The organism is Tenacibaculum sp. UWU-22 (assembly GCF_041021355.1).
Classification (GTDB): Bacteria; Bacteroidota; Bacteroidia; order Flavobacteriales; family Flavobacteriaceae; genus Polaribacter.
Genome location: NZ_JBFNGP010000001.1, coordinates 325,201 through 349,747 on the forward strand (window position 1 = coordinate 325,201; position 24,547 = coordinate 349,747).

Here is a 24,547-nt window from a genome sequence, read left to right on the forward strand (position 1 = left end):
TCAATATGATTAATGTTTGCCCTGTGAGTTACAAAAAAAATAATAAGCGTCAAATTTACGCATTTATTTACGATGGTTTTACCATGGGTAGTTAAAATTTTCACAAAAGCAAAAACTTTATCTTAATTATTTTTCTATCAATCGAAGAAGCTTATTTGTATTTTTGTAAATACTTTCAGTCTATTTTAATTTAAATGTATCCAAAATGAATACTAGCACACTCGTTATTGGGGCTTCAGAAAACGAAAATCGATATAGTAATTTAGCCATTCGAAAACTAAGCGAAAAAAATATTCATGTAATAGCTTTAGGCTTACGTAAAGGAAAAATTGGTAATGTAATTATAGAAACCGAAAAAAAGCCTTTTAAAAATATTGATACCGTTACTTTATACATTAATCCCATACAGCAAAAAATGTATTATGAGTATATTATTAATTTAAAACCTAATCGAGTAATTTTTAATCCAGGAACAGAAAATAGTGAATTTGAAAAATTATTATCAAAAAATAAAATAAATTACCAAATTGCTTGTACACTAGTATTACTCTCTATAAATCAATACTAAGTTAAAACATTTTTTGCCTCTACTATTGGAGAGTACACAACACCTGCCTCTGCCAACTCTACGTTTTCAAAAATTTTGGCTGCCTCAACTTTAAAATCTTGTAAATTTTTATATCGGCTAGAATAGTGCCCTATAATTAATTTTTTAACATTTGCATCTCTAGCTATTAAAGCTGCTTGTTCGGCTGTAGAATGTTTTGTTTTTTCTGCTAAATCTTCTCTGTCAGACAAAAAGGTAGCTTCGTGATATAACAAATCTATATCTTTTATAATCGAAATAATATCTGGTTTATATAGAGTATCACTACAAAACGCATAACTTTCTGGTTTGGGCGGATTAAATGTTAAATCACTATTTGAAATAACCTCTCCTGTACTACATATAAAATCTTTCCCTTTTTTTAAATTTTGATAATCGCAAATTTTTATTTCATCTATCGCTTTAATTGCATCAATGTTTAACGATTTAAGTTTTACTTTTTCAACAAATAAAAACCCATTTGTATACACTCTATGATTAAGCGGTATGGTATACACGCTAACTTTATCGTCTTCAAAAATAAGGGTGCTATCTGTATTATTTAACTCGTGAAAAATAAGTAAAAAATGGGTCCATGACTTTGAAAGGCTTAATTGAAGGGTAATAATTTCTTTAATACCTTTAGGCCCATAAATATGCAATTCTTTTTTTCTACCAGTAAGCCCAAAAGTACTAATTAAGCCTATTAATCCAAAAAAATGATCACCGTGTAAATGTGAAATAAAGATATGGTCAATTTTAGAAAAACCAACCTTATATTTTCGCATTTGTTGCTGTGTACCTTCGCCACAATCTATCAAAAAATGATGATTATTTATTTGTAAATATTGTGAGGTTGGATGAGCATTAGAACGAGGAGTTGCCGAATGACACCCCAAAATAGTTAGTTCTATACTCATTTAATAACAAAACGTTTAGAAATAAGCTCTTCGCTATTTTGAAGAGCATAAATATACATGCCCGATTGTAAATTTTTTCGATAAAAGGGAAATCTATTTTCACCTTTTACTATTTTTAATTTTTCACTATAAACCGTTTTTCCTAACACATTTCTTACGTTAAGAATAGCCGTTTGATTTTTATCTGAAAAAAAAGTAATCGTAGTGTTTTGCACAAAAGGATTAGGTGCTGTTGATAGGTTTTTTATCGATTTTTGAGAAAAACCTACAGCTGTTACAAATAAAAAAAAGAGAAAAAGTATTTTTTTTGTCATCGGCTAATTGTTTATATTTTAGAAACCTAAATCTCTTTCGATACCTTCCATTTCTATTACATCTTCGGCTTCTACTAAGGTAGGCACAATATTAAATGTTTCTGGAAAATCATCAATATTAACATCTTTTAATACTATAACAAAAGATGTGCCGTTTTTTCGATGTAATTCTGCGTATTTCAAAAATACAAAAATATCTTCTTGGGTTATATTAAATTTATCTAAAAATTCAATAATAATTGATTTCTTTTCAAATTCTGAGTGTTTTTCTTTAAAATACTTAAAAAAAGTAACAAAAGAATCTTGATCTGGAACAATTAAAATATAACTTTCTTTTTCTTTAATTGTCATAGTTATCTTTTTATTTGTTGGGCTATTAAATAAATAGCTGCCATACGAACAGCAACCCCATTTTCTACCTGATTTAATATAATAGACTGGTCACTATCTGCAACATCGCTCGTTAATTCTACCCCTCTATTTATAGGTCCTGGATGCATAATAACAATTTTTTTACCCAAATTATCTAAAATTTGTTTGTTTATACCAAAAAGCTGAGCATATTCTCTTGTCGACGGAAAATATTTAATATTCATCCTTTCATTTTGGACACGTAAAACATTGGCTACGTCACACCAATCTAATGCTTTTTTTAAATTAGTTTCTACCCCAACACCTAAACTAGAAATATAACGCGGAATTAATGTTGTTGGCCCACATACTTTTACATTGGCGCCTTGTAGTTGTAAAGCAAAAATATTAGACAGTGCTACTCTAGAGTGCAACACATCGCCTACAATAACAATATTTTTCCCTTTTAAATTACTATTTAAAGCTTCTCGCATCGAATAGCTATCTAATAAGGCTTGAGTAGGGTGTTCGTGGGTTCCGTCGCCCGCATTAATAATTCGAGCGTTAACATGTTTCGACAAAAAAACACCTGCGCCTACATTGCTGTGACGCATAACCACAATATCTACTTTCATTGATAAAATATTATTTACCGTATCAATTAAAGTTTCTCCTTTTTTTACCGATGATTGGTTTGCCGAAAAATTAATTACATCGGCAGATAAACGTTTTTCTGCCAGTTCAAATGACAGCTTTGTACGAGTAGAATTTTCGAAAAATAAATTAGCAATTGTAATATCTCTAAGCGAAGGAACTTTTTTTATAGGACGATTAATAACTTCTTTAAAATGATTGGCGGTTTTAAAGATTAGTTCAATATCGTTTTTGTTAAGGTATTTTATGCCTAATAAATGATTTACACTTAACTGTTCCATGATTATTTATCTTCTACTAAATATACGATGTCTTCTTTATGTGTTTCTTTCCAAAACACTTTTACTTTTTCTAAATTAATAGCATCTACTTGTCGTCCTCTATAGTTAGGCTGAATAGGTAAATGACGACTAAACCTACGGTCAATTAACACTAAAAGCTCTATGTTTTCAGGTCTTCCATAAGATTGCAAAGCTGTTAATGCTGCACGCACACTTCTTCCTGAAAACAAAACATCATCAATCAACACTACTTTTTTGTTTTCAATCAAAAAATCTATTTGAGTAGCGGTTGCCTCTAATGGTTTATCTCTTCTTCTAAAGTCATCACGATAAAACGTAATATCTAACAACCCTAACTGTAAGTTTTTAATTTGATAATCTTTTTCTAAAACAGTTGCCAACCGTTTAGCTAAAAAACTTCCACGAGGCTGTAAGCCTATTAAAACCGTATTTGAAAAATCGTTGTGATTTTCGATAAGCTGACAAGCTAATCGATGCAGAATTATTTCAATTTCTTTAGAAGTAAGTAACTTTTTTCTGCCCATAAAATCGGTTCGATTTTTTGTGTAATAATTCTGAGAAGCAAAGCTACTATAAAATTTTTAAACGTCATATAAAAAGCAAACCAAATATTTAAAAGCTCAAATAAAACACTACCTTTGCCAACTTTTAAATTTTACTAAAATCATGACCGAATTTATCCGAAAAAGAGCAAAAAATATTCAAAACGATTTATTGTCAGGTATAACCGTTGCACTAGCTTTAGTACCTGAAGCGGTAGCCTTTGCTTTTGTTGCTGGTGTAGACCCGCTAGTTGGGTTATATGCTGCATTTATAATGGCTTTGATTACTTCTGTTTTTGGTGGAAGACCTGGAATGATTTCAGGTGCTACAGGAGCCCTAGCTGTTGTAATGGTAACCTTAGTTGCTGAAGGAAATGCCATGGGCGCTCTGGGTGAAAATCTTGGATTGTATTATTTATTTTTAACCGTTATGTTAATGGGGATTATACAAATATTAGCCGGTGTTTTTAAACTAGGCAAATTTGTAAGATTAATTCCTCATCCTGTAATGATGGGTTTTGTAAACGGATTAGCAATTGTTATTTTTTTATCACAATTAGGTATGTTTACCAAAACTATAAATGGCGAAAAACAATGGTTACAAGGCTCTGAACTTTGGCTGATGATTGGTTTAGTAGCCGCAACTATGTTAATTATATGGGGGTTACCTAAATTAAAAATAACCAAAAAATTACCTGAAGCATTAATAGCCATTATAACGGTATCTGCTATTGTTATTTTTTCAAAATTAGATGTTGCTACTGTAGGTTCTTTTATTCGTGATGGAGGCGGCGAAGGCTTAAAAGGCGGGTTTCCATTACCTGTTTTAGAAACTTTTTCTAAAATTCCATTAAACATTAAAACCTTTACCTTTATTCTTCCTTATGCTTTAATTTTGGCGGCTATTGGATTAATAGAGTCTTTAATGACGCTTAATTTAATTGATGAATTAACCGAAACTAGAGGTAATTCTAATCGTGAGTGTTTAGCACAGGGAAGCGCTAATATAATTGCTGGTTTATTTGGCGGAATGGGTGGTTGCGCCATGATTGGTCAATCTTTAATTAACATTAAAGGTGGTGGTAGAGGTAGATTATCTGGTATTACGGCAGCCGTATTTTTACTTTTATTTATTTTATTTACTTCTTCATTAATTGAGCAAGTACCTATTGCAGCATTAGTAGGCGTAATGTTTATGGTGGTTATTGGTACTTTTGCTTGGTCTAGTTTTAGAATTATAAATAAAATTCCGCGAGCCGACCTATTTGTACTTATTTTAGTATCTGCCTTAACTGTAATTTTTGATTTAGCCATAGCCGTAATTGCTGGCGTAATTGTAAGCGCTTTAGTTTTTTCGTGGGAAAATGCGAAACGCATTAGAGCTAGAAAACGAATAAAAGAAGATGGCACCAAAGTGTATGAAATTTGGGGGCCTTTATTTTTTGGAAGTATTAAAGCCTTTAACGAAAAATTTGATATCAAAAATGACCCTCAAAATGTAGAAATAGATTTTGTAGAATCTAGAGTTGCAGACCACTCTGCTATTGAGGCTTTATTTAATTTGGTAGAAAAATACCAAACCGCAGGTAAAACTATAAAATTAAAACATTTAAGTAAAGATTGTAAAACATTACTTTATAAGGCAAGCAATACGTTTCACAATGTTATTGTAGAAGATATTGATGATCCACGTTATTACTTAGCAGCGAACCCAGAAGATTTTACCAAACCCTTAAACGAATACAACTTTTAGCGAATACGGTTTATCACTAACCTATTTTTACAGCCTCGGGCACTAGCTTAGTATAGTCTCCATTATTTCGAATTACATCTCGAACAATAGACGACGAAATATATGAGGTGCTAGCTGCAGTAAGTAAAAATACTGTTTCAATCGGAGCAAGATCTCTATTGGTATGCGCTATAGCTTTTTCAAATTCAAAATCAGCAGGATTTCTAAGACCTCGTAAAATATAATCAACATTATTTTTTACGCAAAAATCAACTGTCAATCCTTTATAGGTAACCACTTTTATTTTAGGCTCATTTTTAAATGATTCTTCTATAAAACGCTTTCGTTGTTCTAAAGAAAACATATATTTTTTCTCTGAATTTATACCAATAGCAATAATTAGTTCATCAAATAATTTTACGCCTCGTTCTATAATATCGTAATGTCCTAAAGTAATCGGATCAAATGACCCTGGAAATATAGCTTTTCTCATATTTGCTGCAATTTAAACAATTGTATCTTTTTTAAGGGCTACTTCTATAGCATTACCAAATAATGCTGTTAAAGAAATGCCTGCTTCAGCTGCTTGTTGAGGCAAAATACTTTCTTGGGTTAGCCCCGGCACCGTATTCATTTCTAAAAAATGAGGCTCGCCGTTTACCAAAATATATTCTGATCTCGAAAAACCACTCATTCCTAGTATTTCATATACTTTTTTAGCCATTTTTTGCACCCGCTTTGTTGCTTCATCAGAAATTCTTGCAGGTGTAATCTCTTGCGATTTACCTTCGTATTTGGCTTCATAATCAAAAAAATCATTTTCAGAAACTATTTCGGTAATAGGTAATACTTTCGTTTCTCCTTTGTATTGAATAACACCAACCGAAACTTCAGTTCCATCTAAAAAACTTTCTATTAAAATTTCATTATCTTCTTGATAGGCTTTTTCAATGGCAGCCATCATATTATCTTCACTAGCAACCTTTGATATACCAAAACTAGAGCCTGCATTATTAGGCTTTACAAAACAAGGCAAACCAACTTTGCTAATAATTGCTTTAACATCAATATTATCACCTTTATTTAGATAAACAGCGATTGCCGTAGGTATTTTGTATTGACGAACCACACTTAACGTATCTCGCTTATTAAACGTTAATGCCATTTGGTAAAACGGAGCCGAAGTATGGTTAATGCCTAGCAATTCGAAATAGGCGAGTAACATTCCGTTTTCACCAGGAGCGCCATGTATAGCATTAAAAACACAATCAAACGTAATAGAATTATTGTTTATTTGAACCGAAAAATCATGTTTATTTATGGGGTATTCATTATTGTTTTCATCAACAACCACCCATTTGTTTAACAATATATGTACTCTGTATACTTTGTATTTTTCTTTATCAAGATAGTTGTACACTACATTTCCACTTTTTAAAGATATATCCACCTCCGATGAATATCCTCCCATAACCACGGCAATATTTTTTTTCACTATTAATTCTTTAAGGTTAAACAGTTAATTTATACTATTACGGCTTTTTATTTTTATATTTAAGCAAATTTATCAAAATATAAATAGAAATTCGAACGTTTAGTTTTTATATATTTGTGAGTTATAAAAAAAGGCATTCATTGTGAAATCAAAAAAAATAAGTATTACAGCTCTTAAAAACGCAGGGTTAAATTTATTTCAATTTTTAAAAAGTAAGGTTTTTTTTAAACAATTAGCCTTGTTTGTTATTGGCCTATTCATATTTGTTTTTTTATTAAAATTTTGGTTAGGTATTAGCACAAATCATAATCAAAAAATACAAGTGCCTGATCTTACTAGAATGTCGTTAGCCGATGTTGATCAAAAGTTAAAAGAGTTGAATTTAAGTTTTATTGTTATTGATTCGGCAAGTTTTAACCCTAGTTATCCAAAAAAATCGGTTATTGAACAAAACCCTGAACCAGGTGATTTTGTAAAAGAAAAAAGAAAAATTTATTTAACGTTAAATCCATCGAAATACAGCGATGTAGTAATTCCTGATTTGAATGGGCGAACTAAACGCCAAGCCTCTAGCCATTTACTATCTATTGGGTTTAAAGTTGGCACCGATTATACTTGGGTGCCCGATATCGGTAAAAATGTGGTTCGTGGGTTAAAATATAAAGGAAAAACTATTAACCCTGGAGATAAACTACCAAAACAATCTACTATCGATTTAATTTTAGGAGACGGTAAAGGCTACTAACTAAGTTATTTAATACGATTTTTTTTGATGCAAGAAATAGATGTGAACGATATTGAAAATGATGAGCTATACGAACATTATCGGTTTACAGCAAATCAAGGTCAAATACCTTTGCGGGTAGATAAATTTTTAATGAATTTTATTGAAAACGCTACCCGAAATAAAATTCAGCAAGCAGCCAAAGCTGGTAATATTTTAGTAAACGACAAAGCGGTAAAACAAAATTATAAGGTAAAACCACACGATGTTGTTCGAGTTGTTTTAGCACACCCACCCCACGAAAATTTGCTAGTTGCCGAAGATATTCCAATAAATATTGTATTTGAAGACGATACTGTAATTGTAGTTAATAAACCCGCAGGCATGGTTGTTCATCCTGGACATGGCAATTATTCAGGAACCTTAGTAAATGGGTTATTACATCATATCGAAAACTTACCAACCAACAGTAATGAACGCCCTGGTTTAGTACACCGAATTGATAAAGACACTAGCGGATTATTAGTAGTTGCTAAAACCGAATATGCCATGGCGCACTTATCTAAACAGTTTTTTGACAAAACTACTGAGCGCCTTTATTATGCTCTTGTTTGGGGTAATATTGAAGAAGATTCGGGTACTATTGAAGGTAATATAGGTCGTAGTTTAAAAAACCGTTTACAAATGGATGTTTTTCCTGACGGCGAACATGGTAAACCTGCTATTACACACTATAAAGTAATAGAACGTTTTACTTATGTAACCTTAGTACAATGCAAATTAGAAACAGGAAGAACTCATCAAATAAGAGCGCATTTTAAATATATTGGACACACGTTATTTAATGATGCTCGATACGGAGGTGATGAGGTTTTAAAAGGAACCACTTTTACCAAATACAAACAGTTTGTTCAAAACTGCTTTAAAGTGTTGCCTAGACAAGCTTTACACGCAAAAACATTAGGCTTTATTCATCCAAAAACGGGCGAATTTATGCGTTTTGATTCTAAAATACCTGACGATATAAGTGCTTGTATAGAAAAATGGCGCACCTATTCTGAACATTCTAAATTAGAAGAATAGCTTAATTACACACAATAATTTTAAACTCAAAATTTAACGTATATCTATTAAAATTCTAAAAATGTGTTATAAAAGGCTTATTAATCGTCTTTTAAAAACCGTTTGATATTTTTATTAGAACCGTATATTACTAAAATATCTTCTTTGGTTAACACATCATCTGGGTTAGCTACACCTCTTACTTTGGTTACATTTTTTGTTTTGCCTACCAAACTTTTTTCAACAACACTGCCTATTGTAGTTAATACCAACAAATTGTAATTTTTTCTAACATCAATTTCTTTGATGGTTTTTCCATGAAATTTTTCAGGTACTTTTACTTCTACAATACAATAATCTGAATTCAATTCAAATGAATCTACAACCTCTTTTAAACTTAATTTTTTTGCCCAACGTGCTGCTGATTCTTCTTCTGGCCTAACAATTTCATCTACACCAATAGCATCTAACACATTTTCATGCAATGGATCTATAGAACGACTAATTAGTTTTTTTACTTGTAAATTTTTAAACAAAGCCGTTGCCATTACATTAACTCCTTTATTTTCACCAATAGTAATAATAACTACATCGGTCTCTTTTAAAGGCAGCCCTACTACAGTAACCTCATCGGTTGCATCCATACAAATAGTATGTGTAATACGTTCTTTATAGTTTTCTACTTTATGCATACTGGTATCGATACCTATAACTTCGTTACCTTGTTCTGTTAACTTTTCTGCTAACGATGCGCCAAAACTACCTAGCCCAACAATAATATATTTCATTTAAAATAAATTTAAATTAACCGTTTGTTTATTTCTATTTTTTAATTTATTGTAATTTCTTCTACTGGATATTTGTAATTATTTTGTTTTACCTTTTTAAATAAAGCTATTAACAAGGTTAACATACTTACCCTACCAATAAACATAATTGCAATGATAACTATTTTACTATAAGCACTTAACTTTGCTGTAATACCTAAACTTAGCCCAACGGTACTGTATGCTGAAAAGCATTCGAATGCTATATCTAATAACTTTTTATCACTGTCAAATGCCGAAACAAAAATAATTCCTAAACCTATAACAATTAAAGATAATGATATTACGGCAAAAGCTCTTCTAACAGATACTTCAGATATTTCTCTTCTAAAAACTTCTATTTTGGTTTTCCCTTTTGCTAAACTAATAAAATTTAATACTGCTATTGCAAAGGTATTCGTTTTTATACCACCACCTGTAGATGCAGGAGAAGCCCCAATCCACATTAACAAAAATATCATCATTATTGTCGAAAAATGAAGCGATGCCATATCTACAGTATTAAACCCTGCTGTTCTAGGTGTAGTTGCTTCAAAAAGAGCTGTTATAAATTTTCCTATTCCTTTATGCTCTGCTAGCGTATTGTGATATTCGTTTATAAAAATAAATAGCGTACCAAAAAATATAAGCGATAATGTGGTTGCTAAAGTTATACGGCTGTTAATATTTAACACCCAAGGCTTATGCGTTTGTTTTTTACCTCTTAAGTAAAATAATTTTTGAGTGAAAAAATATTTAAAATATTTGACCAAATTTGCCACAATAGGAAAACCTAAACCCCCTAAAACTAACGAACCAATAATTATGCTTTGAAAAAAGTAGTTATACCGAAACCCTGTTTCATATAAATTGTTAGGCAAAGTAGAAAAACCTGCATTACAAAAGGCTGATATAGAGTGAAAAATAGAGAAAAAAGCACGTTCAGAAAACGAATGAAACATATTTTCATCAAGGCTAAAAAAGATAAGTACAGCAGCAAGAAATTCTATTAAAAAAGTAATTAATAAAATATACTTTAGGGTAGAAAACACTTTACCGATTTCTTTTGACCCTGTCATATCGCTTAAGGTTAACTGATTTTCATAACTGGCTACACCTTTAAAAAAGTAACTAAAGTAACTTGCTACAGTTAATATTCCTATACCACCTGCCTGTATTAAAAATAAAATTATAAACTGCCCAAATGTAGTAAAATAGCTACCCGTATCAACTACTATCAACCCCGTAACACATACTGCGCTAGTAGAGGTAAACAAAGCATTTAAAAATGAAATACCATCGTGGGTAGCTTTAGGCAACATTAGCAATAGCGATCCTAAAATAATAATACTGAAAAAGCTAATAATAAATAATTGTGCTGGGTTTAAAAGTGTTTTTTTATAGCTTATTTTTAACTCTGAAAATTCTCTAATAAAAGTTATAATAATGGCAAATTTTACCCAATTATCATTTGATAAAAAAGAAATATACCTATGTGCTTTTACGCCTAAAAAGTGAGTGTACAATATGGTTAGCGTAATTAAAATGGTAATTACATCAAAAACAACCACTGTTTTTTTTATTTCTTTCGAACGCTCTACATAGCGCATAATGGTTGACAAAACACCCAATCCAATTACAACGAAATAGTATAGATTAAATTCTTTTTGAATAACTTTTGATTTATCAAAACCAAAATCAGAGATAAATAAAATCATTCCTATAACCGTAGCTATAAAAACCAATCGATACAGCCAGATAAAATTTGTAATTTCTTTCTTAAAAACTTTCAATTGTTAATTTGTTTATATGAGTAATCTAGCGGCAAAAGTAACAAAATATATACATAACAATTACGATAGCTTTGTAATTTCTACTTTAAATACGTTTTCAAAAACCTTAAAAATAGTTTGTGCTTCTTTTTTACGTACTGCAATGGTGTATTGACAATCTAACGCTAAATTTTGATTAATAATTGTTAAATTATATTCTTTAATAATACGCTGCACTTTATTCATCATATCATAACCAAAGCTTAGTTTATAAAACACATCAATAGTTTTTTCTATAATTTCTGAGGCTTCTAGAGTAAGTTTTGCCGAAGTTCGATACGCATTAATTAACCCACCTACCCCTAATTTTGTTCCGCCAAAATAGCGTACCGAAACAATTAAAATATTGGTTAGCCCAAAGGCTTGTATTTGCCCATAAATAGGCATCCCCGCCGAATTGCTAGGTTCTCCATCGTCATTAACACGAAAAGAAACGTGTTCTGTTCCTAATTGCCATGCATAACAATGATGTCGTGCTGTATGATGTTGTTTACGTAATTCATCTAATTGTTCTTTAATTTCTTGTTCAGAAAAAACAGGGAACGCATAACCGAAAAACTTACTGTTTCGATCTTTAAACAATGTTTCTTTAGTAGGTTTTGTTATAGTTTTATATGTATCTTTAATTTGTTTCACTTAAAATGAACTAAATATTTATTTTTCTATTTTTTATCATAACATATCGTAAATTATTGATTATCAAGAAAATTAAGCAACATAAACCAATATGATTCCAAGAATTGCTAGAGCTATTCCAATTTTATTTTTAGCACTAAAACTTTCTTTAAACAATAGCAAACCAACTATAGTTGACATAACAACAATACCTACATTATTTATAGTAAATAGCGTAGAGCTTTCTACATTTTTATTTTGCAACGCTTTTATTAAAAATACTATCGAGTAGTAATTAGGTATACCTAAAACCACCCCTGCAATTATACTTTTAAATTGAAATTTTTCTTTATGTACAAATTGTCTACTTAACAAAATAACAATACCAAAACAGGCAGCAAAACCAAATAAACTACCCGAAAAAAAAGCAACCTCATTTTTAGCTACAAAATTAGCCTCAACATACTTTAAGGCTGTGTCAATAGCTCCAGAACCTAAAAATAATACTAACGGAAAAAATAAACTAGCTTTGGTATTTATTTTATCGTCTTTTACAGATGACAAATACACTGCAATTAACGCAATTATAATTCCGACTACTTTTAAAAAAGAAACACTTTCATTATATAAAATAACACCAAACGTTACTGGTATTACAACTGACATTTTACTTGCAATAGAAGCTACCGAAACCCCATTTTTTTGTGCTGTTTTTGCCATCGCAAAAAATATAGTTACAAATAACAAACCTAAAAATAACGCATAGTAAAACCATGGTTGACTAGCAATACTAAATAATTTACCGTATGCCTTTACTGAAAACATACCCATAACAAACGCAACGATATAATTAACTATAATAGCTTGTAATACATTAACCTTATACAATTCAAAATATTTAAAAATCACAAAAAGTAATGTAGAAAAAAGAATACTTAAAATTAAAAACAACATATTATATAAACTCTTTTCTGCTTAATAAATTTACCACATCTTCTGTTTTCGGATTTATATTCCAAACTTTTATCCCTAACGCTTGCGCCGCATCTGTATTTTCTTTCGAATCATCTATAAAAAAAGTTTCGCTGGGATTTAAATTATTTTTGTGCAACACAAATTCGTAACAATTTTTATCTGGTTTTCTTAAATTAATTTCATGCGATAAATAAAATTGTTTAAAACAGTTTTTAAACTGACGATATGTTGTTTCTCCCCAAGTATTTTTTATCCATGTAATATGTAACTCATTGGTGTTACTTAATAAAAATAATTGGTATTTTTTACTTGCTGCCAATTGTTTTAAAAACAGTAACCGATGTTGCGGGAAATCAAGTAAAATTGCATTCCACGCATCTATGATATCTTTTTTAGAAATATTATATTTATTATGAAAAAAGGATATAAATTTATTGGTAGAAATTAATCCTATTTCGTACTGACAACACAATTTTACAAGTTCTTCGTAATTTTCTGTAATCTGTAATTTTAAAAGTTGCTTATTGGTTGCTTCTTTATCTAAATTGATAAATACATCGCCAAAATCAAAAATAATATTTTTAATCATTTTTATATACCCTTAAAATATCATCAGCTATTTTTTCTTCAGAAATTAAAGTTCGGTTTAATATTTCAGGAGCTTTTACCCCCTCTCCAAAGCTAATATTACCAACAAACACCCGAGCTTCATCCCATATATTTGACTTTATAAACGTTTGCAAAGTTTGCGCACCCCCTTCAACAAGTACTGACTGAATTCGATGTGTATACAAAACCTTACAAATTTGCTCTGCCAAAGATGAAGAAAAATCAATTTGTTCAAAAATAAGTTTAGAATGTTCTTTCAAAAAATTATCATTTTTTGCTTTATCAATACGTGAGTCAATATCTTGAAAAGATGAGTTTTTTCTTATTGTCTCTTTTTTATCAAAAAATACAATTGTTTCTACCGTTCTATCAAAAACAGTTGCGTTTTTTGATATTCGTAAGCTTTTATCTAGTACTATTCGAATAGGGTTTTCTCCACTCCAACTACGAACAGTTAATAAAGGATTATCAGCAATAACGGTGTTTGTACCTACTAAAATACCATGCTCTTGGCTACGCCATTTATGTACTAACTGTTGTGAATATTCATTAGAAATCCACACTGGTTTTTGTTTATTTTTTGTTACTGGCGCTATCAACTTATCTTTAGTTTCTGCCCATTTTAAAATAATATAGGGTCGCTTTTTATTTTGAAACGTAAAAAAACGTTTATGGTGCTCTTTACAAGCCGCCTCACAAACACCTACAACTACATTTCTGTTTGCTTTTTTTAATCGTTCAATACCTTTACCAAACACCAAACTATTAGTATCTAAGCAACCAACAACAATATTTGGAATTTCTTTTTCAATAATTAAATCAGCACAAGGCGGTGTTTTTCCATGATGTGCACAAGGTTCGAGAGTAACATAAATAGTAGCCCTTTTTAATAATTTTTGATTTTTAACCGAATTAATAGCATTTACCTCAGCGTGATTACCTCCGTAAGGAGACGTAAATCCTTCTCCAATAATTATATCATCACACACAACTACAGCCCCAACAGATGGATTGGGACGTGTGGTGCCAATACCATTTTTAGCAATTTGAAGACAACGTTGTATGTAAAATTCGTGATTCAAAAAATTACAGTTTAATTTCTTCTACTTTATCAACAGCATAAACACTCGAAAAACCTAAAACTTTATATTTTATATTCCCTTTAAACCGAACTTTCACACCTTTATTAAGTACCGAATTTAACAAGCCTCCTAAAATACCATTTTTATTATTCTCATATACCTTTTTTGCAGGAAGCACTACTTTTAAAGGTACTGAAAACTCTTGGTTTGCAGGCACTTTAAATTCTTCTGACGATACTTGAGCTACCTCTACCTGATCAACAAATACTTTTATTTCATCGGTAGAAATTTTTCCTCCAATATCATTTTCGTTTTTAAAATATGCCTTTGCTTGAAAACGAATAGTATCGGCTTTATACGACTCTAATTTTAAGTCGTCTATTTTTATAAATGTTGGCTTTTTATTTACAGAACAGCTTAGAAAAACAAATATAAAAGACAAAAAATAAATTATTTTCTTCATAAATATTACTATTTTTTTAGGTACTTTGCTTCTGCAAAAGTACTATATTACTACGATACCTTCTGGTTTTATTCTTCGATAAATACAGGTACAAAATAATATAAAAAAGAAATAAATAAGGTAAGTATCTAATAAGATTTCGCACACAAAGCCAAAACACGTATGAAAATAAAAGAATATCGAATTTATTTTACCAAAGAATTAGAAAAAATATATCCAAAAACAGAAATCGATTCTTTTTTCTTTCAACTAATCGAAGAAATATTAAATCTAGAAATTGTTACTTTTTTTTCAAATCCAGACTTTATAATTTCATCAAATCAATTACTGCAATTTAATACAATTTTAGAGCGTTTAAAAAAAGAAGAACCTTTACAATATATTTTAGGTAAAACTGAATTTTATGGGCTACCCTTTATTGTTACCCCACACACCTTGATTCCAAGACCCGAAACTGAAGAATTGGTTGAATGGGTTTTAAACAATGTTAATACGATTAAAGAAAAGAAAAAAGAAAAACAACAAATATCTATTTTAGACATCGGTACAGGTACAGGCTGCATTGCTATTAGTTTAAAAAAGCAATTAACTAACGCCAATATAACTGCCATCGATATTTCTAAAGAAGCCCTAAAAGTTGCTGAGCAAAATGCAATATTAAATGGTGTTGAAATTGCTTTTGTACAACAAGATATTCTACAAACAAAACAACTAGCTGATCAATTTGATATTATTGTTTCTAACCCACCATACGTACGTGAATTAGAAAAAATTGAAATAAAAAATAATGTGCTACAAAATGAGCCTCATTCTGCTTTATTTGTTAGCGATGATAATGCTTTAATTTTTTATGACAAAATAGCTGATTTAGCTAAAAAACAACTAACCAAAAACGGATTGCTTTTTTTTGAAATAAACCAATATTTAGGTAAAGAAACACTTGATTTACTAACAAAAAAAGGGTTTGCAAATATTAAATTACGAAAAGATTTATTAGGTAACGAAAGAATGATTAAAGCTCAAAAGCATATGTAGGTTTAACTATCTTTTTGCCCCATCATCATTAAATACGCTTTTAAAAAGGGATCTATATTTCCATCCATTACAGCATCTACATTACCCGATTCATAACCCGTACGCACATCTTTTACTAATTTATACGGATGCATTACATAGTTTCTAATTTGGCTACCCCACTCATTTTTTAATTTATTAGCTTCAATTTCGTCACGAGCGGCTAATCGTTTTTGTAATTCTATTTCGTACAATTGCGATTTTAACATTTGCATAGCCGTAGCTCTATTATCATGTTGTGACCGAGAATTAGAACATTGTATTTGAATTCCTGTAGGTTTATGCACTAACTGCACTTTTGTTTCAACCTTATTTACATTTTGCCCACCAGCACCACTAGAGCGAGCTGTAGTTATTTCTATATCTGCGGGGTTTACCTCAATTTCAATAGAATCATCAGCAACAGGGTATACATATACTGAGGCAAAAGAAGTATGTCGTTTTGCATTACTGTCAAATGGAGATATCCGCACCAAACGATGCACCCCGTTTTCACCCTTAAGCCAACCAAAAGCATAATCGCCATCTACCTCAAAAGTAATTGTTTTTATACCCGCCACATCACCTTCTTGATAGTTAAGTGTTTTTGTTTTATACCCTTGTTTTTCTGCCCACATAGAGTACATTCGATAAAGCATGGCCGTCCAATCACAACTTTCTGTACCCCCTGCTCCTGCAGTAATTTGAACGGTTGCACTTAAGCTATCGCCTTCATCTGAAAGCATATTTTTAAACTCAATATCTTCTAAAAAATCGACTGTTTTATTATACTGTTCTTCTACTTCGTTTTCATCAACATCGCCATTTTTATAAAAATCATATAAAACGGCTAAATCATCGCTCATCATAAGTGCCTTGTTGTAATCTTCTACCCACTTTTTTTTAAATCGAATCGATTTCATTACCACTTCGGCTTCTTTTGGATTATTCCAAAAATCTGGATTAGCCGTTTTTTCTTCTTCATTACTAATTTCAACTAACTTTTTATCAATTTCTAGATAGCCTTTTAGTTTTTTAATTCGGTCCGTAATATTTTTTAATTGGTCGTGTGTAATCATACAACAAAAATACATTTAAAAATTATAGTTGAAAATCGAATTTAATTTAATGCACTATTGCTTACCAAATGGTATAAAACACCTGTGAAAAAGGTAATCACTACCTATTTAATAGATGTTTTTTGGACAGAAAACTACTAACTTATTTTACAAAAATAAGCTAAGTTTTAACCAAAAAATAAACTAAAAGTTAAACTAAACGATTAAAAGAGCACCCTTATAAAAGGTGAAAAAGCGTTTGGATAAACACTTTTATCTTTTTTGTATAAAACATCATACCGAATTCCTAAAGCCACTTTTTGACTAATATAAGCGGCACCAACATTTAACGACGGGTAGCTATAATTATCTTTAGTAGTACTAAAACTTCTATTTATAAATAGTTGTTTTAAATCGAACGAAAATTCAATTTGATATATTGGTTTATATAATGATAGTAACCCAAAACTATATATGTTTGATTTAAAATCACCCGATTTGTTATACATATACCCTAAAGAAGCCCCCAGTGAAAACTCTTCATTAAAATCGTACACGGCAACTGGTGTGAGAGATATTGTAGTGTTGTTTGAGCCAAAACCAAAACCTAGCCCACCACCAAAGCGAACATTGTCTAAAAATTTATTATCATCGCTTTGAGAAAAAATCATTGAAGAAACAAATATGAAAATTATAATAAATGCGTATTTTTTATTCATGTTAAGTTAGTTTGTTTGTATAACCAAATATAGAAAAATACTTATAAATTAATATACTATGTCTTATTTATTTTATACAATACAAACCTAAATCAAAAAAAACTTGTTTATACTAAGCCTAACCTAATTAATCGTATTTAGTTTCTTTTTAAAGTTATTGTAAAATTTTGGCAACTAATTCTTGTTTTGATTTTTCGTCATCGCCAAATAACCATTGTAGTACATTATCTTGCCACATCTTATCTTTTTGATCTTCGGTTATAATTTCTCTTTTGATTGCTAAATCTAAAATTTTACCCGGATACGACGACTGCTTATCACTTTCCATTTCACCCAGCGGATATGGGTCATCTAACCCAATTAAAACCTGTTTAAATCCTTGATTTTTAATTAACAATTCTAATGAGCCTGTATCATGAACCAAGGTGTCAAAAAAAATGTTTTTATGCCCAACCGCTTTTCTAGGATGCTGTTTTCCTTCAAACAAATCGGGTCTGCCATCAAAACCTTGAATACGGCGCCCTAAATTCATTTGAGCTAATTGCCCACCATGTGCAAAACAAACTCGCATATTTGGGTATTTTTCGTAATACCCATTTAGGGTAAAAAAATGGTAAGCATCGGCACATTGTGCTAACATCCAAATTAAATGAAAACGCCAAGACGTATTTTGTAGTCTAATAAATTTTTCCCCATCATATGGATGAATTTCTACTGCTAAATTGTATTTGTTCGCTAATTCAAAAATAGGTTCGTTTTCTTCATCAAAAATACAACGCCATGTACCAATGGTATCCATATAATGGGTTGGCAAACACAATAAACGCATACCTAAAACCTCAACACAACGTTCTATTTCCCAACAGGCACCTCTAACAAAACCAGGATGCACCACAAAACCACAAGTAAATTTCGACGGATTTTCGAGCTGCACTTTAGCATTAAAATCATTTTGAAAGCGCAGGGCTTGTTTCATTTCTTCTAAACGCAATCCGTTTCCGTATAATTGAGATAGGTTTAAAACTACTGCATGATCTATTTTAAAATGATTCATCCATGCTAATTTTTCATTCAAAAAAAAGCTTGAGTCAGTTACTGGTCTGCTCCAATCTTTTTGTAGCATGAATTTCCTTTCTTTATCTACCCAAAAAATTCCTTTGTCTTTCATAAACTTCGGAATTTCTTCTGGATATGGTAATAGATGAGAGTGTCCGTTTATTCTTAACTTTCTTTGTTTCATTTATAGCTTTATTCGGACAGAGACAATATTATTTGATTTTATTCGGCGCTTCCATCACCGTTTTACATTTACTACAAGTGCATTTTTCTTTATCAGAATAATACCTATCAAAAATTACAGGCATATCTGTTTCTATATTTTTCAATTCAAATTCTTCTCTATATAGTGGGTTTCCGCAGTTTTCACAATACCATTCTAAAGCGTCCATCATTCCTTTTGAACGGGGGTATTCTATAACTAACCCAACTGTATTCGCTTTTCGTTGTGGTGAATGTGGTACTTTACCGGGCAATAAATAAATATCACCTTCGTTAATTTCAACATCTATCATTTGACCTTTATCATCAATTATTTTTAAAATCATATCACCTTCTACCTGATAGAAAAACTCAGGGGTTTCGTTATAATGATAATCTTTTCTATTATTAGGCCCTCCAACAACCATTACTATGTATTCACCATTATCCCAAACACATTTGTTACCTACGGGTGGTTTTAGTAAATGACGATGGTCATTAATCCATTTTTTAAAATTTAAAGGCTGTACTAAGTTACTCATTTTTTAAAGCCCCTCCTAAACCTCCCTTATATGGGAGAAACTCATAACTGGGCAAATTGGAGTTATTATTTATTGATTTTATAAAGATACTTATTTTTCATAACTTTATTTTTTGTAAAAAGGACACATGCTTTTACAACCGTTTTGTTTAACCCACATTCAATACCATAGCTTAGCAGAAAGCTCAATAATAAATTTGAGTTTATTTTGTATTTTCATTGCTTACCCTACCTCTCTTTTGAAAGGTTTAAACAAGCCAACTCTAGTAGTTTTTTAGTTGTTTTTAAATTGCGTGTGGTTGCTATAACGTTTAATTTCTTTTCAATTGTATTGTTTGTTAGTTTTGTATTAGCAAAACTAGACGGACAATATAAATACACTACATCATCAACAATCTTATATTTATCTTCTTTAACTCCTTTGACCTCAATAACTGTTTCTTTGGTTATTTTATCTAAAAACACAAAAGCTACTATTTTTTCATTTTCTTGTGAAAACGGATAGTTTTCTAATGTCTTTTGCCATTCTTGTGGAGTTCTAGCTAATACCGCTATTTCATGTCCAAATTTATAAGCTATCGCTTCTTTAATTTTTTGGCAAACAACTTCTTTTGTTTCTTTAGAATCTAAAATAATATTACCACTTTGAATATAGGTTTGCACATTTTGAAACCCTAACTTATTTAAAACATCTCGTAACTCAGCCATAGAGAGTTTGTTTTTTCCAGAAACATTAACTCCTCTTAGTATAACGATATATCTTTTCATTTTTTTTATTTGTTAGGTCAAAGGTTCAAGCTACCACTATTATTTCTTGTTTTATTTTGGTTATAGCCCTGCAATTTTATCTTCTTCTAAAATTTCATTGGTTTCTTGTTGCACCTTTTTTAATACCTTATTTAAATCCGTAATCACATCTAAATCGTGGTGTGCAACCATATTTAACAAAGCTTTGTCTTGAGCCCTTCCTTTTTTCATCGCTTCTGAATACGAAATTTCTTCGTTAAAAGTCACCATAGAGTACTTTGAGAAATATTGATTTGGAAATGTTTTTTCTAAATCCATCTCTAACTTTCGTTTTTGTTTAAATAATGGGTTTGCCACATGATCGCGCATTTCGTAAAAATTATCAATAGCTAAATCAGCAATAGCATCAGTGTCTTCTTTACGAGCTTTTTCATATGCTTTAAAAGTGGCTTCCCAATCTCCTTGATGCGTGTCTAAAATTGTATCAAAAACCGTTACATCTTCAAATGAAGCATTCATTCCTTGACCGTAAAACGGAACAATAGCGTGAGCTGCATCGCCCATTAATAACGTTTTATTTTGGTAATGCCAAGGCGAACATTTTACAGTTCCTAAAGCCCCTGTTGGATTGTTAAAAAACTCATCTTTTATACTCGGTATTAGCGTTAAAGCGTCTGAAAATTCTTTTTCAAAAAACTCGGTTACTTTTTCTTCGGATGTCAAATTTTTAAAATTATACTCGTCCTCATCATAACTTAAAAATAAGGTTACGGTAAAACTTCCGTCTAAATTAGGTAAGGCAATTAGCATATATTGTCCACGAGGCCAAATATGTAAATAATCTTTACTTATTTGATGATTTCCTAACTTATCTGCTGGTATTTCTAGCTCTTTATACCCATGTTTAAGAAAATTTTGAGCGTAACTAAATAAAAATTTTCGTTCTAAGTAATAACTTTTTCTCAATGCAGATCCTGCACCATCTGTTCCAAAAATCACCTCTCCATCTACCGAAAACTCTTCGTTTGTTTGATGATTTACAAAATGGGCAACTGTATTTTCAATATCTACCGATACACATTCTGTATTAAAATTTATAGTTACATTTTCATGTGCTTCTGCTTCGGTTAATAAAATTCCGTTTAAATCTCCTCTTGAAATAGAATTGATATACTCATCTTTTCTGCCTGAATAATTCGATGCAAAGGTATTCCCTTGTTTATCGTGTATTAAACGCCCATACATCGGAATACAAATTTTACGTGCTTTTTCTTCTACACCACATAAACGAAGAGCTTTAAACCCACGATCAGATAGTGCTAAGTTAATTGACCGCCCTGCCGAAATATCGGTAACCCGCAAATCTGGGCGACTTTCGTACAAGTTTACCTTATACCCTTTTTGTGCTAAACGCAATGCTAATAAGCTTCCACATAATCCCGCCCCTATAATCACAACAGAAGCTTTTTGTATTTCTTCGGTTTTTTTCTCTTTTAAATTTTTATTACTTGTGTTCAAAATTTTTCTTTTTTTAAAGTTATACTTCTTTACTTTTAGAAAGAATAGAAGATAAACATTCTACCATTTTGTAAACATCTTCAAAACTATTATACATAGGTACTGGTGCACAACGAATTACATCTGGCTCTCTCCAATCTGTAATTACATGATGTGCCATTAACTTTTTATGTAATTGTTTGTCTGCATTTTTTACTTGAATCGATAATTGACACCCTCTTTCTTTTGGATTCGACGGTGTAATTATTTTAATTCTATCTGTATTAATCTGATTGATTAAGTATTCGAAATAACCAGTTAGTTTTTCTGATTTAGCCCTTAATGCTTCCATACCCACCTGCTCAAACATATCTAAAGAGGCTCTAATTGCTGCCATTGATAAAATTGGCGGATTTGACAACTGCCAACCTTCTGCCCCAGCCATTACATCAAATGGTTGGCGCATATTAAACCGTGTTTCTTTATTATGGTTCCACCAACCTGCAAAACGTGGCAAACCTTTATTATATGCATGTTTTTCATGTACAAATATAGCTGCTAAACTACCTGGTCCTGAGTTTAAATATTTATATGTACACCAAGCAGCAAAATCTACTCCACTATCATGTAATTTTAAAGAAACGTTTCCTGCTCCATGGGCTAAATCAATGCCAACCATAGCATTTTTGGCATGCCCTATTTCAGCAATCCGTTTAATATCTAAATATTGACCTGTATAATAATTTACTCCCCCTATTAACAATAATGCAATTTCATCTCCGTGCGTATCAACTATTTTTTCTAAGTCTTCAATACGCAACAACTCTTCTCCTTCACGAGATTTCCATTCTATCAAGCCATCTTCTGCATTAAACCCATGAAATTTTAATTGTGATTGTACCGCATACCTATCTGAAGGAAATGCATCGCTTTCTATTACAATTTTATATTTTGTTTTTGTAGGTCGATAAAAAGAAACCATTAACAAATGTAAATTAGTCGTTAGGGTATTCATTATCACAACCTCTAATGGTTTTGCACCTACTATTTTTGCCATTGAATTGGTTAAAAACTCATGGTAAGGCATCCACGGATTTCGAGCTTCAAAATGCCCTTCTACCCCATATTTTGCCCAATCTTCTAATTCTTGCTGAATGTACTGCTGGGTTTGTTTGGGTTGTAACCCAAGAGAATTTCCTGTAAAATAGAGCCAGTTATTGCCTTTTTGATCTTTTGGAATATAAAATTGATGCCTTAAGTACGCTAGTGTATCTTCTTTATCTAATTGTTGTGCAAATTGTAGGGTATTTTGGTAATCCATTTGTTGTTAACTTACTTTTCAAAGATATGAAATTATACATCAATCAATTCTTTTTTAGTTTTTTGTACCTTAGCCAAAAATGATTTATTAATGAAATACTTTAGCTCTTTTTTATTACTGCTTTTATTTTTTTTTAGTTCTTGTAAAAACAATACTGAAACCACAAAAAAAATAGCGCATCTTTATAGCTTTTTAAAGAAAGAAAATGCTCCAGATAAGCGTGTTGAGTTATTCGATATTAAGTTTGATTTTAAAAACAATCAACTTGTTTTAACAGGTGAAACAACTACAAAAAAAACACTTACTATTTTAATTGACAGCTTAAAAAAAGAAGCTATTGATTTTAAAAATAAAGTACGTGTTTTACCTGATTCGGCAGTTGGAAAAACAGTATACGCCTTAGGTAATAATTCTGTAATTAACATTCGTTCGAACCCAAAACACTCGGCTGAACTAGGTACACAAGGCCTTTTAGGAATGGAATTAAAAGTGTTAGATAAAAAAGGTGATTTTTACAGAGTACAAACCCCTGACAAATACATTTCATGGGTTGATCATGGTGGAATAACCTTACTTACCTCTGATGAACTAATAAATTGGAAAGAAAAAATAAAAATTATTTACACCAATAATTCTGGATATGTTTATCAAGAAAAAAATACCGCCAAAGGCATTGTTTCTGATATTGTTTTTGGTAGCATTTTAGCCTTAAAAGAAGAATCTGGTGATTTTTTTGAAGTGGAATATCCTGATAAAAGAATAGGGTTTATCAAAAAAACCGAGGCAAATTACTACAACATTTGGTTAAAGAATATATCGGCTTCTGAAGAACATATAGAAAAAGCTGCTCGTACTTTTATAGGATTTCCTTATTTATGGGGAGGCACCTCTACCAAAGGTTTAGATTGTAGTGGTTTTACAAAAACAGTATACTTAAAAAATGGTTTTATCATTCCTAGAGACGCTTCACAACAAATTACAGCTGGTAAAATTGTAGATCCAAATTTAGAATTTAAAGGTTTACAAAAAGGCGATTTATTATTTTTTGGCACAAAAGCTACAAAAGACAAAAAACAACGTGTAACCCATGTGGGTATTTGGCTAGGAAACGGCAAAAAAGAATTTATCCATTCTTCAGGAAACGTTCATTTAAGTTCTATGGACAAAAATGAACCTAACTACGATAAGTTTAACAAAAACCGATATCTAGGTAGCCGGCGTTATTTAGGCGAAAAAGATGCCTTAATCACTAATTTAAAAACAACAAACTCTATAAAACCTTAAAAACCA

General features: G+C 31.0%; 27 protein-coding genes. 6 read left to right on the forward strand and 21 right to left on the reverse strand.

The window, feature by feature from the left end:
• The first annotated feature begins 205 nt into the window (after window positions 1-205).
• The gene (locus tag AB2B44_RS01440; RefSeq protein ID WP_369047773.1) at window positions 206-568 is read left to right on the forward strand and encodes a CoA-binding protein; all 363 of its coding nucleotides are present in this window, start codon (window positions 206-208) and stop codon (window positions 566-568) included.
• Here the strand turns inward: AB2B44_RS01440 and AB2B44_RS01445 are convergent.
• Genes AB2B44_RS01445 through pyrR form a run of 5 tightly spaced genes read right to left on the reverse strand, consistent with a single transcriptional unit; the run spans window position 565 to window position 3,651 of the window.
• Entirely contained in the window at window positions 565-1,506 is a 942-nt protein-coding gene (locus tag AB2B44_RS01445; RefSeq protein ID WP_369047774.1) for a ribonuclease Z, read from the reverse strand. The two genes, AB2B44_RS01440 and AB2B44_RS01445, sit on opposite strands and share 4 nt — an antisense overlap.
• On the reverse strand, window positions 1,503-1,820 hold the full coding sequence (locus AB2B44_RS01450) for a T9SS type A sorting domain-containing protein (RefSeq protein WP_369047775.1): 318 nt from the start codon (window positions 1,818-1,820) through the stop codon (window positions 1,503-1,505). Before AB2B44_RS01450 ends, AB2B44_RS01445 begins: the two co-directional genes overlap by 4 nt.
• A gap of 18 nt (window positions 1,821-1,838) precedes the next feature.
• The gene (locus AB2B44_RS01455; protein WP_369047776.1) at window positions 1,839-2,171 is read right to left on the reverse strand and encodes a ribonuclease Z; all 333 of its coding nucleotides are present in this window, start codon (window positions 2,169-2,171) and stop codon (window positions 1,839-1,841) included.
• A gap of 2 nt (window positions 2,172-2,173) precedes the next feature.
• On the reverse strand, window positions 2,174-3,106 hold the full coding sequence (locus AB2B44_RS01460) for an aspartate carbamoyltransferase catalytic subunit (RefSeq protein ID WP_369047777.1): 933 nt from the start codon (window positions 3,104-3,106) through the stop codon (window positions 2,174-2,176).
• 2 nt (window positions 3,107-3,108) lie between these two features.
• Entirely contained in the window at window positions 3,109-3,651 is a 543-nt protein-coding gene (gene pyrR / locus AB2B44_RS01465; protein WP_369047778.1) for a bifunctional pyr operon transcriptional regulator/uracil phosphoribosyltransferase PyrR, read from the reverse strand.
• A 142-nt stretch (window positions 3,652-3,793) separates the two neighbouring features.
• On the opposite strand from pyrR, the gene AB2B44_RS01470 reads away from it, so the two are divergent.
• Entirely contained in the window at window positions 3,794-5,422 is a 1,629-nt protein-coding gene (locus tag AB2B44_RS01470; protein WP_369047779.1) for a SulP family inorganic anion transporter, read from the forward strand.
• Window positions 5,423-5,438: 16 nt separating this feature from the next.
• Here the strand turns inward: AB2B44_RS01470 and coaD are convergent, their stop codons facing one another.
• On the reverse strand, window positions 5,439-5,894 hold the full coding sequence (gene coaD / locus AB2B44_RS01475) for a pantetheine-phosphate adenylyltransferase (RefSeq protein ID WP_369047780.1): 456 nt from the start codon (window positions 5,892-5,894) through the stop codon (window positions 5,439-5,441).
• A 12-nt stretch (window positions 5,895-5,906) separates the two neighbouring features.
• Window positions 5,907-6,896 (reverse strand): D-alanine--D-alanine ligase, encoded by a 990-nt coding sequence (locus AB2B44_RS01480; protein ID WP_369047781.1) that lies wholly within the window; start codon window positions 6,894-6,896, stop codon window positions 5,907-5,909.
• A gap of 142 nt (window positions 6,897-7,038) precedes the next feature.
• Between AB2B44_RS01480 and AB2B44_RS01485 the strand changes: the two genes are divergently transcribed.
• Window positions 7,039-7,641 carry a PASTA domain-containing protein gene (locus AB2B44_RS01485; protein WP_369047782.1) on the forward strand — a complete coding sequence of 201 codons (603 nt, stop codon included), beginning with the start codon at window positions 7,039-7,041 and terminating at the stop codon, window positions 7,639-7,641.
• Window positions 7,642-7,668: 27 nt separating this feature from the next.
• Window positions 7,669-8,703: an RluA family pseudouridine synthase gene (locus tag AB2B44_RS01490; RefSeq protein WP_369048510.1), complete on the forward strand. Its 1,035-nt coding sequence runs from the start codon at window positions 7,669-7,671 to the stop codon at window positions 8,701-8,703.
• Window positions 8,704-8,783: 80 nt separating this feature from the next.
• Here AB2B44_RS01490 and AB2B44_RS01495 read toward each other — a convergent pair whose 3' ends face one another.
• The 7 genes from AB2B44_RS01495 to AB2B44_RS01525 form a co-directional block, all read right to left on the reverse strand.
• Window positions 8,784-9,470, reverse strand: a complete 687-nt coding sequence (locus AB2B44_RS01495; protein WP_369047783.1) for a TrkA family potassium uptake protein — start codon at window positions 9,468-9,470, stop codon at window positions 8,784-8,786.
• 41 nt (window positions 9,471-9,511) lie between these two features.
• On the reverse strand, window positions 9,512-11,206 hold the full coding sequence (locus tag AB2B44_RS01500; protein ID WP_369048511.1) for a TrkH family potassium uptake protein: 1,695 nt from the start codon (window positions 11,204-11,206) through the stop codon (window positions 9,512-9,514).
• Window positions 11,207-11,341: 135 nt separating this feature from the next.
• Window positions 11,342-11,947, reverse strand: a complete 606-nt coding sequence (locus tag AB2B44_RS01505) for a YigZ family protein (protein ID WP_369048512.1) — start codon at window positions 11,945-11,947, stop codon at window positions 11,342-11,344.
• Window positions 11,948-12,028: 81 nt separating this feature from the next.
• A complete protein-coding gene (locus tag AB2B44_RS01510; protein ID WP_369047784.1) occupies window positions 12,029-12,889 on the reverse strand; it encodes an EamA family transporter in 861 nt (286 codons plus the stop codon).
• Between the two features lies 1 nt (window position 12,890).
• The gene (locus tag AB2B44_RS01515) at window positions 12,891-13,499 is read right to left on the reverse strand and encodes an HAD-IA family hydrolase (RefSeq protein WP_369047785.1); all 609 of its coding nucleotides are present in this window, start codon (window positions 13,497-13,499) and stop codon (window positions 12,891-12,893) included.
• Window positions 13,492-14,601: a bifunctional diaminohydroxyphosphoribosylaminopyrimidine deaminase/5-amino-6-(5-phosphoribosylamino)uracil reductase RibD gene (gene ribD, locus AB2B44_RS01520; protein WP_369047786.1), complete on the reverse strand. Its 1,110-nt coding sequence runs from the start codon at window positions 14,599-14,601 to the stop codon at window positions 13,492-13,494. The genes AB2B44_RS01515 and ribD overlap by 8 nt, the downstream gene beginning before the upstream one ends.
• Before the next feature lie 4 nt (window positions 14,602-14,605).
• On the reverse strand, window positions 14,606-15,064 hold the full coding sequence (locus tag AB2B44_RS01525) for an LEA type 2 family protein (RefSeq protein ID WP_369047787.1): 459 nt from the start codon (window positions 15,062-15,064) through the stop codon (window positions 14,606-14,608).
• A gap of 162 nt (window positions 15,065-15,226) precedes the next feature.
• On the opposite strand from AB2B44_RS01525, the gene prmC reads away from it, so the two are divergent.
• The gene (gene prmC, locus AB2B44_RS01530; protein ID WP_369047788.1) at window positions 15,227-16,099 is read left to right on the forward strand and encodes a peptide chain release factor N(5)-glutamine methyltransferase; all 873 of its coding nucleotides are present in this window, start codon (window positions 15,227-15,229) and stop codon (window positions 16,097-16,099) included.
• A 2-nt stretch (window positions 16,100-16,101) separates the two neighbouring features.
• Here prmC and prfB read toward each other — a convergent pair whose 3' ends face one another.
• The 7 genes from prfB to kynU all read right to left on the reverse strand — a co-directional run bounded on the left by prfB (window position 16,102) and on the right by kynU (window position 23,257).
• Window positions 16,102-17,196, reverse strand: a complete 1,095-nt coding sequence (prfB, locus tag AB2B44_RS01535) for a peptide chain release factor 2 (RefSeq protein ID WP_369047789.1) — start codon at window positions 17,194-17,196, stop codon at window positions 16,102-16,104.
• Window positions 17,197-17,399: 203 nt separating this feature from the next.
• Window positions 17,400-17,894, reverse strand: a complete 495-nt coding sequence (locus AB2B44_RS01540; RefSeq protein ID WP_369047790.1) for a hypothetical protein — start codon at window positions 17,892-17,894, stop codon at window positions 17,400-17,402.
• Between the two features lie 154 nt (window positions 17,895-18,048).
• Window positions 18,049-19,134: an amidohydrolase family protein gene (locus AB2B44_RS01545; RefSeq protein ID WP_369047791.1), complete on the reverse strand. Its 1,086-nt coding sequence runs from the start codon at window positions 19,132-19,134 to the stop codon at window positions 18,049-18,051.
• 28 nt (window positions 19,135-19,162) lie between these two features.
• Window positions 19,163-19,693, reverse strand: a complete 531-nt coding sequence (locus tag AB2B44_RS01550; RefSeq protein ID WP_369047792.1) for a 3-hydroxyanthranilate 3,4-dioxygenase — start codon at window positions 19,691-19,693, stop codon at window positions 19,163-19,165.
• Window positions 19,694-19,920: 227 nt separating this feature from the next.
• Entirely contained in the window at window positions 19,921-20,460 is a 540-nt protein-coding gene (locus AB2B44_RS01555; protein ID WP_369047793.1) for a DUF1697 domain-containing protein, read from the reverse strand.
• Window positions 20,461-20,520: 60 nt separating this feature from the next.
• Complete coding sequence (locus AB2B44_RS01560) at window positions 20,521-21,957, reverse strand: FAD-dependent monooxygenase (RefSeq protein ID WP_369047794.1); 1,437 nt, start codon at window positions 21,955-21,957, stop codon at window positions 20,521-20,523.
• 19 nt (window positions 21,958-21,976) lie between these two features.
• Window positions 21,977-23,257, reverse strand: a complete 1,281-nt coding sequence (gene kynU, locus AB2B44_RS01565) for a kynureninase (RefSeq protein ID WP_369047795.1) — start codon at window positions 23,255-23,257, stop codon at window positions 21,977-21,979.
• A gap of 90 nt (window positions 23,258-23,347) precedes the next feature.
• Here kynU and AB2B44_RS01570 point away from each other — a divergent pair, with 90 nt between their 5' ends.
• Complete coding sequence (locus AB2B44_RS01570) at window positions 23,348-24,541, forward strand: NlpC/P60 family protein (protein WP_369047796.1); 1,194 nt, start codon at window positions 23,348-23,350, stop codon at window positions 24,539-24,541.
• The last annotated feature ends 6 nt before the right edge of the window (window positions 24,542-24,547 follow it).